Consider the following 13,014-nt stretch of genomic DNA (forward strand, 5'->3'; position numbering starts at 1 on the left):
GCTGGCCGGCATCCCCATCCGATCAGGTCATGAACCCCGCCCATGGGCAGTGCCGGCCGCTGGCCGGCATTCCCATCCGATCGGGCCATGAACCCCGCCCATGGGTAGTGCCGGCCGCTGGCCGGCATCCCCATCCGATCAGGTCATGAACCCCGCCCATGGGCAGTGCCGGCCGCTGGCCGGCATTCCCATCCGATCGGGCCATGAACCCCGCCCATGGGTAGTGCCGGCCGCTGGCCGGCATCCCCATCCGATCGGGTCATGAACCCCGCCCATGTAGTGCCGGCCACTGGCCGGCATTCCCCTTCAATCGGCCAGGTCAGGCGTCGGCTTCTTCCGGTTCGTTGGCCTGCTGGCGGCTGCGCTCGGGCAGCTTCAGGCGCTTGCCTTCCTCGTCATACTCGATCAGCAGCACGCCGGAGTCGTGGCGGCCGCTGATTTCGACGAAGCAGGCGCCGCCGATGAACGGTTCCAGTGTCATCACCGACTTCAGCGGGGTGGCAACCACCATCTGGAAGCCGAAGTTGTCGAAGATGTTCATCGCCAGCGCGGTGAACTCGTTGTCGGCCTTGTCGAAGGCTTCGTCGAGCACCACTGCGGCGTAGCTGGGCAGCTGGCTGTCGGCACCGCCGAGCTGGTAGCGCAGTGCCGCGGCCAGGCAGGTGGTAGCCAGTTTCTGGCGCTGGCCACCGGACTTGCCGGCGCCGCTGCGGTAGATCTCGACCTGCTGGCGCGTTTCCGCATCCAGCTCGACGCCGATGAACTCCACGTGCATGCGCACGTCCAGCACCAGCTCCCGCCAACGCTTGTCCTCGCCTTCCTGCGAGCCCAGGCGGTTGACCAGCTGGCGCAGCACGGTGAACTGCGATTCGGCCAGCTCGCGCTGCTCGGTCTGCTGCTGCGACAGCACTTCGCGCAGCTGCAGCTGGAACTCGCCCACTTCCGGCAGACGACGGTCGCTCAGTTCGATGGTCAGCAACGTACCGCGGTTGAACGGCACCTGTTCCAGGCTGGCGTTCACTTCGTCCAGGCGCTGGCCGATCGACTTGCGGGCCTCGGCGCTGTGGCGCTGCAGGGCCAGCAGGTTGTTCTTGCTCTGGTTCTGCAGCAGATCGAAGAAGCGCTCTTCGTGCTGCGGCAGGCCATCGCGCTCCAGTCGTTCGAGGCGTGCGAGGAAGTCCTCGGCCGAGGCCACCGACACGGTGAAGTCGCCCGATTCCTCCGGCCATTGCTGGATGAAGCGACGGAAGCAGCCGATCAGCTGGTTCTCGATGCGGTTGAGGTCCTGCTGCGAGGACGACAGCTGCTCGTTCAGCGCGTTGCTGACCTGGCGCATGTGCGCTTCCAGCGTTTCCAGGCTGAGCGGACCCTGCTCCTGCAGGCGCTCGGCAAGGCCGGCTTCCTGCTCCTGGGCCAGGCTCGGCAGCACCAGCGCACGGCTCTGCTGGCGCGCGCGGTCCAGGCGGTCGCGTTCCTTGACCAGCTGCCCGCGCTCGACGCGGACGTCTTCATAGGTGCGGCGGGCCTGCTCGATGTCGGCGCGCACGGCGTCAATCTGCTTGGCCAGCTTGGCGAGGTCGGCATTGCCTTCGCGCAGGTCGCGCAGCGTGGCCTCGATGTCGCTCAGGCGCTGCTGCGGGGCGGCGATGTCGATCTCGTTCCAGCTGATGCTGACCAGCTCGTGGCAGGCCAGGCGGCGTTCGTTGTCGCGGTCACGCTGCCCACGCAGGCGCGCGATGTCGGTCTCGCAGCTGGCGATGCGCTTGGCCAGTTCCTGAGCTTCGCGCTCGAAGGCGCCCACCTTGTCGTGGTTGTTGAAGCCGAGGATCCAGCGACGGCGGTCGCCCACCGCACTGCGGTCATCCTTCTCGAAACGGTCGCCCGGATGCTTGACCTGGCCTTCGCGGGTGATGCCGCGGTCGACGTTGCGCAGCTGCTTGGCATCCACGCACTCGTAGTCGAATCGCTTGCCGAGCTCGCGGCGCAGCCAGCTTTCGAACACGTGTTCGCGCAGTTCCAGCTTGTGCAGCAGCGACTTCGCCGACGGCTCACGGGCGAACGCATCATCGTTGCGGCGCACGCGGTAGTAGGTGAAGCGCATGCCCAGGTGGGTACGGTTCACCCACTCGGCGACGTCGTTGTAATGCTTGTCGTCGACCAGCAGCGACAGCGCGAAGCCACCCAGCACGCGCTCGATGGCACCCTGCCAGCCCTGCTCTTCCGAGCGGACCTGGATCAGTTCGCCGACGAACGGCAGCGCCGCTTCGGCGATGCCGGTTTCCTCGGCCAGGCGCGCGCGCAGCTTCTGCATCGGCGCCGGGATATTGGAGGGCGTGCGCTGCATCGCTTCGAGTTCCGCACGGACCTCGCCGAAGCGGCGCTCGTCATCGCGCTTGCCACCCAGGCGATCGCTGATCGCATCGTCCAGCGCCGAAGAGGCGCGCTGGCGGTCCTGCAGCTCGTTCTGTGCGCGCTCAACCAGTTCGGCGAAGCCGTGTGCGTCGTCCGGCAGTTCGGCCCCCAGCTGCTGCGCGGCCAGGCTTGCCTGCTCGCGCTTGGCCTGGCGGCGGTCGCGCTCGGCTTCGGCGCGGCCCTGCTCGCGTTCCAGTTCTTCGATGCGCTCACCGCCCTGCTGGCGGCGCTGCAGTTCCAGTTCGGCCAGGCGCTCGGTGTGATTGTCCAGTGCGGCACGGCGCTGGGCTTCTTCGCCAAGCAGGCCACGGTCACGCACGTCCATCTCGCGCAGGCGCGCTTCGATCAGCGCCTGGCGGCGGCTTTCACGGAAGCTGTCGACGCCGAGCTTGAGGGCTTCGTCGTCGCCGCGCCGGCGGTGCATTTCCTTCAGGTCGTTGTAGTAGGCGCGTGCCGGCAGCAGGGTCTCCACCTGGCGACGGGCGGTGACCACCGCCTGGTGCGCGCCATCGAGCTCGGCGAAGTCGCTGACCAGGCGCTCGGCGGCGTCGAAGGTCTTCGGCGTGTCGAGCATGAAGTCGCGCAGGAAGACGTTGAGATCGCCCAGGTTCTTCGCCGACTGCGTCTTGTGCAGCAGGCGCAGCGCCATCTCGTTGTCGATGCCGAGCAGGTCGCGGAAGCGCTCGGCGTAGCCGGAGAAGGTGTCGAAGTGGTGCAGGTCGGACAGCTTCTGCTTGAGCTTGCGCAGGTCCAGGTCGAACCCACCAAGATCCTTGGCGATGTCGAACGGGCGCTCGGCAATCATGTAGTGCTTGCGCACGTCACCGGCCGAGGTGCCGTTACCGGAGATCCACAGCAGGCGCACCAAGCTGACCACGCGGCCGTCGCCGGCGCGGTATTCCAGCACCAGTGCGGTCCAGGTGGCGCCCTTGCGCAGGTACTGGGTGGCGATTTCGCCGGTGCCGCTGTCCTGCTGGTCAGCCCACGCGCCACGCACGTAGGACACCAGGTTGCGGTCGCGGCCACTGCGCTCGGCTTCACGCGCGGCAGCGTTGAAGTCGACGATGGCCGGCGGCGTCAGCAGCGCGGACATGGCATCGAGCAGTGTCGACTTGCCCGAGCCGGAACGTCCGACGAACAGGAAGCCGCGCTCGGCGATCGGCACTTCGGTCAGGCCGTTGAAGGTGCCCCAGTTGTGTACCTGCAGGCGGCGCATGCGGAACTGCTGCAGGCGCGGGTCCGGCAGGCCTTCGTTGAACAGGGCGGGAGTGTGCTTGGAGATAGCCATGCGATGGTCGGGTCTCTCAGGCCTCGGCGGCCGGGGTTTCGCGCAGCTGGCGGTAGACCGCCGAGAGCTGGGACACGTCTTCGGCGGAGAACAGCAGCTTCAGCGCCGGCGAGACTTCGTGGCGGTCTTCCTGGCCGCTGAGGCGGGTCAGGATGTGGTTGTCCTTCATCTTCTGCACCGCCGAGGCGACGCGGCGGTTGAAGCCGGCGCGGTCGGTGGACAGGTTCTTTTCGTAGATGGCCAGTGCTTCGGCCATTTCGGCATCGGCGACCACCGCGCGGTTGCCGCGCGCATCGGCTTCGGCCAGCTGCTGGCGCAGGTACAGCAACAGCACCGAGTCGATGAAGGTCAGCGGCGAGGTGCGCAGCAGCACCGGCGCATCGACGTCTTCGGTATCGGCCTGGCGGGTGAACGCCACGCCGCTGTCACGGTCGAGCACCAGTTCCAGGAACAGGTCCGCCAGCGACGAGCGGATGGCCGCTTCGCTGCGGATCAGTGCCGGCCACAGCTTGGCGTGGCGCAGCTGGTCGATGCTGGGGCCGATCAGCAGCTGGCACAGCGCGCGGCGCGCATCCAGCGGCAGGCGCCCGGTGTCGCCGAGGTAATAGACGTCGTTGCCACGGCGGGGCTGCGCCACGGCCGCCACCGGTTCGGCCTCGTAGGCGTCTTCCGCCACGTCGGCCTGCGCTGCGTCGATGGGATCTTCATGCCAGCTCATGGCGTCTCTCCTGGGTGAACCAAACCAGCGGGATGCGGGCGCGACGGACCTGGCCGTCGCCACCACGCCACTGCGCAAGCTCCTGCTCGCCGGCGACCACGTTGCCGAAGCGCGTGCCCAGCGACAGATAGCCGATGACGCTGCCAAGACCTTGCGGCGCCTCGCGCTGCGACAGGGCCTGGGCGATGCTGAGCCGCGGCTGTGCATCGAGCAGGTCGTGCAGGTCGCGGCGCAGGGTGCGGAAGTCGATTTCGGACGAAGCGACCAGGTCGCCGACGCTCTCCAGGCTGATCGCGGCCGCGTCGTTGTACTCGACATTGCCGTCGACCTGGGCGCTGCGCGGATCATGCAGCTTCCACTGCGACCACGAGCGCAGGCGGCTGGTGGTCAGCTGCAGGTCGCGGCCGATGCCGCGTTGTGCGGGGAATTCGTCGCGCAGGGCCAGCGCTTCGGACTGCGCCTGCTTCAACAACTGGTTGAGGCGGCGCTGTTCCAGGTAGCCACGGCTCTGCACGAAGCCGCGCAGGCTGCGCGCGAAGTTCTGCAGCACGTCGTGCACCTGGCCACCGCGCTCGAGCATGGTGCTGGTGAAGCTGCGCAGGAAGTTGCGTTCGTTGCGGTCCAGGCGGCGGGCGAAGCCGCGCGCCAGCACCGCTTCCAGCGCGGCATCGAGCTGGGCACTCTGTTCGGCGTCGTTGAGCAGGCGCCAGAAGGCCTGGAAACTGCGCCCGGCGTCACTTTCGCCAATGACATCCACACCTTCGAACAGCTGCGACAGCACATCGCCGCGCTCGCCCTCGTCGTCGATGATGCGTTCGCGGAAATCGCGGTTGAGCTGCTCGAAGTCATCGCGCACGCGGCGGAAGTCCTCGGTCAGCTCGTCGGCCAGGCCGATGATCTGGCGGGTGCGTTCCAGCGCGCGCTTGCCGTCCAGCGCAACCACGCGGCCGGTGCCGACCCGGGCGATTTCGGCATCGATGCGGTCGCGCTCGTCGTGCAGCGCGGACAGGCGCGCATCGGGATCGGCTTCGGTCTGCGCAGCCAGCGCCGAGAGCTGCTCAATGACCAGCGCCAGGCGGCTTTCGGTGGCGGCCACGCGGGCCTGCTCGAGGCCGTCGGCGAAGCGGATCGCCTGCAGTGCCGCGGTCGCCAGCTCGTACTGCTCCTGGTCGGCGCCTTCGGGCAGACGGCGTTCCAGCCAGCCCTGGGCCAGCCAGTGCGCGATGTAGGCCTGGGCGGTGCGCGGCAGCTCGCGCGAGAGTTCATCGCCGGCCAGCTGGTCCAGCGCGCGCTGCAGTCGCTCGTTCAGTACCGAGGACGGCAGCGTGCGCTCGCCGTCCATCAGCAGGCCCTGCAGCAGGCCGATGATTTCCGGAGCGTGGTCGGCGGCAAGCAGCTTCCACTGGGGCTGTTCGCGCAGGTGGCGGTAACGGGCAATGCGTTCGCGATGCTTCATGCAGCGAAAGAAGTCTGTAGGGCTGACAGGGACAAACCGCCATGCACAGCTGCCGCGTGGACAGCCGTGGGCATGCCGGCCTGCAGGAGCCGGCGTGGTGCGGGCAAGCGGCTCAGCGCTTGCCGCCCACTTCGATGAAGCGCAGGAACTCGGCGCGGGTACGCGCGTCGTCGCGGAAGCTGCCCAGCATCTTGGAGGTGACCATGCTGACGCCGCGCTTGTGGATGCCGCGGGTGGTCATGCACTCGTGGGCGCCTTCGACGACCACGCCGACGCCGATCGGCTGCAGCACATCCTGGATGCACTGGGCGATCTGCGCGGTCATCTTCTCCTGCACCTGGAAACGGCGGGCGTAGGCTTCGACGACACGGGCCAGCTTGCTGATGCCCACCACCTTGCCGGCCGGCAGGTAGCCGACGTGCACGCGGCCGATGATCGGGGCCATGTGGTGCTCGCAGTGGCTTTCGTACTCGATGTCGCGCAGGACGATCAGCTCGTCGTAGCCGGCCACTTCCTCGAAGGTCCGCTCCATGTAGGCGCGCGGGTCGTCGCGGTAACCGCTGAACCAGTCGCCATAGGCTTCGGCGACACGGCGGGGGGTATCCAGCAGGCCTTCACGGGACGGGTCCTCACCGGCCCAGCGCAGCAGGGTGCGCACGGCATCCTCGGCCTGGTCCTGGGTCACGTCGCCCTGCGGGGCGGCCTTTTCGTTGTTCTTGCTCATTGCGTACAGCGTCCCGAACGGGGGGCGAGCATCGTACCCGACCGGGGGGTGGGTCGTCCTGTTGGTCGGGTTCATCGGGGGTCTGGCGGCGCCTGCCTGTTACGGGTCTGGATGGGGAAGGGCGGCAGGGCAGGACACGCCGTAAACCCATCCATGGGGGCTCGGTCGGCGCATCCATGCGCCTCACGGTCCTGCCCTGCCGCCCTTCCCCATCCCTGACAGTTTCCCGCGGGCGCGGCCGGACCGCCCGAAAGCGGGGGCAAAAGCGGGGGTTCATGGCTTCGGAATCGGCGCGCCGCTGCTGTGGTGTTTTGTGCTTTGGTGGGTGCGGACCGTTGGTCCGCACTGCTTCTGCTCTTGCTTCCAAGAGCCAACCCACCGCGCTCGCGGGGGGATGGGAAGGCCGCGGGGGCCGGGCGGGGCAGGACCGTCCGCGGCATGGATGCCGCGGCCGAGCCCCCAAGGGTGAGGGCGCTTGCTTGCGAGGCATGCCTCGCAAGCGCCCGAACGCACAGCCGCCAGCGGCTGGGCCGGACCCCGGAGGGGGGTTCACGGCGTGTCCTGCACCGTCCGGCGCCCGCTGCCCCACCCGACACCAGGCAGGCGCAACGCTTTCCTCACTACACCCACCCATTCAGAAAAACCTATTGATAGGAATGAAATTAGTAGTATCCTATCTATCTCTTATGGACCGACCCCTCGACGAGCGCACCGTGCTGCAGATGCAGCTCAGCTCCGGCCTGCTGTACGCAGGGCGGCAGTGGCAGCGCCTGGCCGACAGCCGGCTCGGCAGCTACGGCATCTCCACCGCCTGCACCATGCCGCTGCTGATGATCGGCCGCTCCGGCGGTGGTATCCGTCAGGTGGCGCTGGCGCAGCAGCTGGGCATGGAAGGACCCTCCCTGGTGCGCCTGCTGGACAAGTTGTGCGCCAGCGACCTGGTCCGCCGCGAGAGCGACGCCAGCGACCGCCGCGCCAACCTGCTGTGGCTGACCGACGCGGGCCACGCGCTGGTCAGCGAGCTGGAAGACCAGTTGATCGGCCTGCGCCAGGACGTGTTCGGCGAGCTTTCCATGGATGAACTGCACGCCGTGCTGAAGGCATGGCGCCTGCTGGCCGAGGCCGCCGACCGCATCACGTAAGACCGCTGCCCCTGAACACCGCCGCTGCCGTGCACACGCCAGCGGCTTTTGCCCGTTGCCGTTGTTTCGTTGTTCCTCCCCTCCCCCCACCTCGCCCCCGCCCCTACCGATGCCCGGTGAATTCAGTCTCCACGGAGTGTTCGTCCCGACCCTGCTCGGGTTGATGTTGTTGGCCTACCTGGTCAACAGCGGCCTGCATGCGCTGCTGCAGCGTGCCGGTGCCTATCGCCATATATGGCACCCGCCACTGTTCAACCTGGCGCTGTACGGGATCGTGCTTGGCCTGCTGTTCCACCTCCTGCGTTGGATGCAATCGTGAACAAGATCGTGAAGAAGACCCTGCCGGTGCTGCTCACCAGCGCAGCCGTGATCATCGCCCTGCTGGTGCTGCGCCAGCTCTGGGTCTATTACATGGATGAGCCATGGACCCGCGATGCCCATGTCGGTGCCGACGTGGTGCAGGTGGCGCCGGACGTGTCCGGGCTGGTGGAAACGGTGCAGGTGGCCGACAACCAGGCGGTGAAGAAGGGTGACCTGCTGTTCGTGGTCGATCGCGCCCGCTACCGCATCGCGCTGGAGCAGGCCCGCGCCAACCTGGCCGAGCGCCAGGCATCGGTGGCGCAGCTGCGCCGCGAGATCGGCCGTGACCGCAGCCTGCAGGACCTGGTCGCCGCCGAGGACGCCGAAGTGCGCCGCGCCAAGCTGCAGGCCGCACAGGCGGCGCTGGCCACCGCACAGGCGGCGGTCGACCTGGCCGAGCTCAACCTGGGCCGCACCGAGGTGCGCGCGCCGGCCGATGGCCGGGTCAACGACCGCACCCTGCGCGTGGGCGACTACGTGGTGGCCGGCAAGCCGGTGCTGGCGCTGCTGGATACCGGCTCGTTCCGCATCGATGGCTACTTCGAGGAAACCCGCCTGCGCGGCGTGGCCCCGGGGCAGAGCGTGGACATCCGCCTGATGGGCGAGTCGGCCCCGCTGCGTGGCCACGTGGAAAGCATCGCCGCCGGCATCGAGGACCGCTACCGCAGCAACGGCAGCACCCTGCTGCCGAACGTGACCCCGGCCTTCGACTGGGTGCGGCTGGCACAGCGCATTCCGGTGCGCATCGCCATCGACGAAGTACCCAAGGGCGTGGAACTGATCGCCGGCCGCACCGCCACGGTGACCGTGGACACCGGCCGCCATCCGCACAACGACAAGGCCGGCACTGCGCCGACACAGGCGGGCCTGTGAACGCCGCCCTGCCCCGTCTCGGTCTGATCGTTGCGCTGGCCAGCTTGGCGGCCTGCAGGACCGTCGGCCCGGATTACGCCCTGCCGGAAGGGTCGGCGTTCAAGCGCCCGGAGGCCAATACAGCCTTCATCGATACGCAGAACCCGCAGGTGGCCGCCAACCAGGCGCTGCCCGACCGCTGGTGGTCGCTGTACAACGACCCGGTGCTGGACGGCCTGATCACCCAGGCGCTGCGTGACAACGTGGAACTGAAGGCCGCCGATGCACACCTGCGTCGTGCCGCGGCGATGTACGAACAAGCGCTGGACGCCGGTGGCTTTGAGTACGAGGCCGAGGCCGGTGTCAGCCGCGCGCAGCTGTCGGCCGAATCGTTCCTGCAGGAGCACGAGCTGCCGGTGATCAACCTGGCCGATGGCAAGTTCGCGGTCAGCTACCAGTTCGACCTGTTCGGCAAGCTCAAGCGCGGCGCCGAGGCAGCGCGTGCCGACGAGCAGTCGGTCGCTGCGGCGCGCGACCTGGCCCAGGTCAGCGTGGTCGCGCAGGTCGCCGACAGCTACCTGGAAATCTGCCACGCCAACCACGAACTGCACGTGGCCGAGCATTCGCTGCAGCTGCAGCAGCGCAGCCGCACGGTCACCGAGCGCCTGATCGCGGCCGGCCGCGGCACGCCGCCGGAACTGGCCCGCGCCAATGCGCAGGTAGCGTTGCTGGAGGCGGCACTGCCGCCGCTACGCGCGCAGCGTTCGGCGGCCGCCTATTCGCTGGCCGCGCTGCTTGGGAAAACCCCGGGCCAGCTGCCAGCCGGCGTGATCGACTGTGCGCACGCCCCCGGCCTGGCGCAGCCGCTGCCGGTCGGTGATGGCCGGGCGCTGCTGCAGCGCCGCCCGGACGTGCGCCAGGCCGAGCGCAAGCTGGCCTCGGCCACGGCGCGGATTGGGGTCGCCACCGCCGAGCTGTACCCGGACATCCGCCTGGGTGCCTCGGTGGGTGCCGCCGGCCTGCTGGAAGACTTCGGCACGCCGATGACCCAGCAGTGGTCGATCGGCCCGCTGATCTCGTGGACGCTGCCGTCGTCCGGCACGCACGCACGCATCCACGCCGCCGAGGCGGGTGCCGATGCCGCGCTGGCCGAGTTCGACCACACCGTGCTGCAGGCGCTGCGCGAGACCCAGACCGCGCTGGACCGCTATGCGCAGGACCTGCGCCGGCTGCAGTCGCTGCGCATCGCGCAGGAGCAGGCCGCACTGGCCGCCGAGCAGAACCGCCGGCTGTACCAGGGTGGCCGTACGCCGTACCTGTCCAGCCTGGATGCCGACCGCAGCCTGGCCACCAGCGACGCCACCCTGGCCGCCGCCGAAGCGCAGGTCTCGCGCGACCAGATCCATCTGTTCCTGGTGCTGGGTGGCGGCTGGCAGGCATCGGTTGCCCCGCCCGCGCCGTCCACCGCACAGGCCTCGGCGAAGTAAGCCATGAACGCGCTGACCGATCGCCAGGCCTGGCTGTTCTCGATCAAGACCTACCTGGCCGCGGTGGCCGCGCTGTACATCGCCATGGCCGGCAACCTGTCGCGCCCGTACTGGGCGATGGGCACGGTGTACATCGTCAGCCAGCCGCTGCTGGGCCCAACCCGCGCCAAGGGCGTGTACCGCATCGTTGGCACCCTGGTGGCCGGCCTGGCTACCCTGCTGGTGCTGCCGGCGCTGGTGGAAACGCCGCTGGTGCTGAGCGCGGCGATGTCGATCTGGCTGGCCGGGTGCCTGTTCATGGCCCTGCTCAACCGCGGCCCGCGCGGTTACGCGTTCCTGCTGGCCGGCTACACCACCGCCTTCATCGGCTTCCCGGCCGTGACCTCGCCGGAGACCATCTTCGACACCGTGGTGGCCCGCAGCGAGGAGATCATCCTCGGCACCGTGGTGGCAGTGCTGTTTGCTTCGCTGCTGTTCCCGGCCTCGGTACGCCCGATGCTGCGCGCCCGCATCGGCAACTGGATGGAGGACGCGGCGCAGTGGTGCCGGCAGATCCTCGAACGCGGCCGCGCGCACGCGCCGCGCAACCGGCTCGCCGCCGACCTGGTGCAGTTCGAGGCGCTGATCGAGTTCCTGCGCCGCGACGACCCGCGCCATGCCGGTTCGGCCGTGGCGATGGAGCGGCTGCGCGAGCGCATGCTGCTGCTGTTGCCGGTGCTGTCCTCGATTGCCGATCGCTTGAGCGCACTGCGCAGCGATGGCCAGGCCCTGCCGGAAGGCCTGCCGGCGCTGGTCGACGACATCCATGACTGGCTGGACGGGCCCACCAACGCCAGCGAGTACGCGCGCCTGCGCGCGCGCATCAGCGCACTGAAGCCGCAGGTGGACCGCGACCTGCAGCACCTGCAGCTGGCCAGCCTGCTGCTGCGCCTGGAGGAGCTGGTGGACCTGTGGCAGGACTGCCGCACCCTGCAGCACGCGATCGACCAGGGCACTGCGCCGCTGGACCGTGCGCACTACCGCATCCGCACCGAACGCGTGGCCGCCGACAAGCACGTCGACTATGGCATGGCGCTGTTCTCCGCGCTCAGTGCCGGCGCGGCGCTGATGAGCTACTGCGTGCTGTGGATCGCGCTGGGGTGGGAAGGCGGCGGCAACGGCGCGATGATGGCCGCGGTGACCGCCGCATTTTTCGCCGCGCAGGACGATCCGGCACCGAGCATGGTGTCGTTCCTGGTGTGGGCGATGGTCGCCTCGGTGGTGGCCGGCGTGTACCTGTTCGGCGTGTTCCCGGCCGTGCACGACTTCGGCCTGCTGGCGCTGGTGCTGGCGGTGGCGTTCCTGCCGCTGGGGCTGATGCTGCACCACCCCAAGAGCGCGCTGTTCGCGCTGCCGCTGACGGTCAACCTGGCCGCGCTGCTGAGCCTGCAGAACACCTACAGCGCCAACATCCAGACCTTCCTCAACTCGTCCATCGCGATGTTCATCGGCATTGGCTTTGCGGTGGTGATGACCCGCCTGTTCCGTTCGGTGGGCGCCGAGTGGACCGCGCGCCGGCTGGTGCGGCAGGGCTGGACCACGCTGGCCGAAGCCGCCGAAGGTCGTGGCCAGCAGGACCGCCAGCGCTTCGCCGCGCGCATGCTTGACCTGCTCGGCCTGCTCGCGCCGCGCCTGGCGGCGACGCCGGAAGGCAGCGACATCGCCTCGGTGGACATGCTCAATGAAGCACGCATCGGCCTGAACATCCTGCAGCTGCGCCGCGCCCGGCTGGAACTGCCCGAGCGCAGTCGCGAGGCGGTCGAGCACATTCTGGAAGAGGTCGCCGTGCACTACCGACGGCAGATCGCCGCGCGCAAGCCGATTGTGGCGGCCGACGCGTTGCGCGAGCGGCTGGATACTTCGCTGGCCCGGGTCGGTAGCGTGGCCGCCTGCAAGGCCCGCGATGAAGCCCTGATGGGCCTGATCGGCCTGCGCTTCGCGCTGTTCCCGGAGGCGAAGGCGCTGGCGCCGGGGTGGGCGGACGCCGACGCTGCATCAGCCTGATAATGATCGGTGGCGCCGGGCAATGCCCGGCAGCCTTTCGCCACGGCAGCAGGATGGTTCAATGAGTTACGACATGATGGTGTTCGAGGCCAGTGCCGCCCCACGTGAGGCAACGGCATTCATCGCCTGGTTCGAAAAGCAGACGCAGTGGAACGAACGCCACGAGTACGACGACCCGGTAGTCAGCAGCCCCGCGCTGCGAGCGTGGTTCGCGGAGATGGCGCAGGAATTCCCGCCGATGGACGGCCCATTGAGCAACGACGATGACGATCGTGCCGAAGTGACCGAGTACAGCATCGGCCGGCAGGTGATCTATGGCGCCTTCGCGTACTCGGTGGCCGAGCGCGCGCACGGCCGCGTGCAGGACCTGGCCGAGAAGCACGGCGTGGGCTTCTTCGACGTGAGTGCTGATGAAGCGGCGATCGTGTTCCCGGATGGGCTGGTACTGATCGCGGAATAGGTGTGGCGGCAGGGCTGCGCCCTGCACCTGCCGAGGCAACGTCAACGTCAAAAGCGGGTATTCCTTGGGATG

At 68.7% G+C, this 13,014-nt stretch carries 10 protein-coding genes; 6 read left to right on the forward strand and 4 right to left on the reverse strand.

From position 1 onward, the window contains the following. Nucleotides 1-319 precede the first annotated feature (319 nt). From AC5P6S_RS18960 to folE, 4 genes are all read right to left on the reverse strand, one after another. Nucleotides 320-3,700, reverse strand: coding sequence for an ATP-binding protein (locus AC5P6S_RS18960; protein ID WP_012481665.1), 3,381 nt, complete (start codon nt 3,698-3,700; stop codon nt 320-322). Nucleotides 3,701-3,716: 16 nt separating this feature from the next. Next, a complete protein-coding gene (locus AC5P6S_RS18965) occupies nt 3,717-4,418 on the reverse strand; it encodes a DUF4194 domain-containing protein (protein WP_005411692.1) in 702 nt (233 codons plus the stop codon). After that, nucleotides 4,405-5,874 carry a DUF3375 domain-containing protein gene (locus AC5P6S_RS18970; RefSeq protein ID WP_005411693.1) on the reverse strand — a complete coding sequence of 490 codons (1,470 nt, stop codon included), beginning with the start codon at nt 5,872-5,874 and terminating at the stop codon, nt 4,405-4,407. Before AC5P6S_RS18970 ends, AC5P6S_RS18965 begins: the two co-directional genes overlap by 14 nt. A gap of 112 nt (nt 5,875-5,986) precedes the next feature. Then, on the reverse strand, nt 5,987-6,598 hold the full coding sequence (gene folE, locus AC5P6S_RS18975) for a GTP cyclohydrolase I FolE (protein ID WP_004141296.1): 612 nt from the start codon (nt 6,596-6,598) through the stop codon (nt 5,987-5,989). Between the two features lie 686 nt (nt 6,599-7,284). Between folE and AC5P6S_RS18980 the strand changes: the two genes are divergently transcribed. From AC5P6S_RS18980 to AC5P6S_RS19005, 6 genes are all read left to right on the forward strand, one after another. Next, nucleotides 7,285-7,740, forward strand: coding sequence for a MarR family winged helix-turn-helix transcriptional regulator (locus AC5P6S_RS18980; protein ID WP_012481667.1), 456 nt, complete (start codon nt 7,285-7,287; stop codon nt 7,738-7,740). Between the two features lie 109 nt (nt 7,741-7,849). Continuing rightward, nucleotides 7,850-8,059, forward strand: coding sequence for a DUF1656 domain-containing protein (locus AC5P6S_RS18985; RefSeq protein ID WP_005411696.1), 210 nt, complete (start codon nt 7,850-7,852; stop codon nt 8,057-8,059). Then, on the forward strand, nt 8,056-8,973 hold the full coding sequence (locus AC5P6S_RS18990) for an efflux RND transporter periplasmic adaptor subunit (RefSeq protein WP_005411697.1): 918 nt from the start codon (nt 8,056-8,058) through the stop codon (nt 8,971-8,973). The genes AC5P6S_RS18985 and AC5P6S_RS18990 overlap by 4 nt, the downstream gene beginning before the upstream one ends. Next, complete coding sequence (locus AC5P6S_RS18995) at nt 8,970-10,439, forward strand: efflux transporter outer membrane subunit (RefSeq protein ID WP_043035327.1); 1,470 nt, start codon at nt 8,970-8,972, stop codon at nt 10,437-10,439. Before AC5P6S_RS18990 ends, AC5P6S_RS18995 begins: the two co-directional genes overlap by 4 nt. A 3-nt stretch (nt 10,440-10,442) precedes the next feature. Then, on the forward strand, nt 10,443-12,482 hold the full coding sequence (locus AC5P6S_RS19000; protein WP_049396522.1) for an FUSC family protein: 2,040 nt from the start codon (nt 10,443-10,445) through the stop codon (nt 12,480-12,482). A 61-nt stretch (nt 12,483-12,543) separates the two neighbouring features. Further along, nucleotides 12,544-12,942, forward strand: a complete 399-nt coding sequence (locus AC5P6S_RS19005; RefSeq protein ID WP_005411700.1) for a hypothetical protein — start codon at nt 12,544-12,546, stop codon at nt 12,940-12,942. Nucleotides 12,943-13,014: the final 72 nt, after the last annotated feature.

Source organism: Stenotrophomonas sp. YJH_SMC_119, assembly GCF_059368315.1.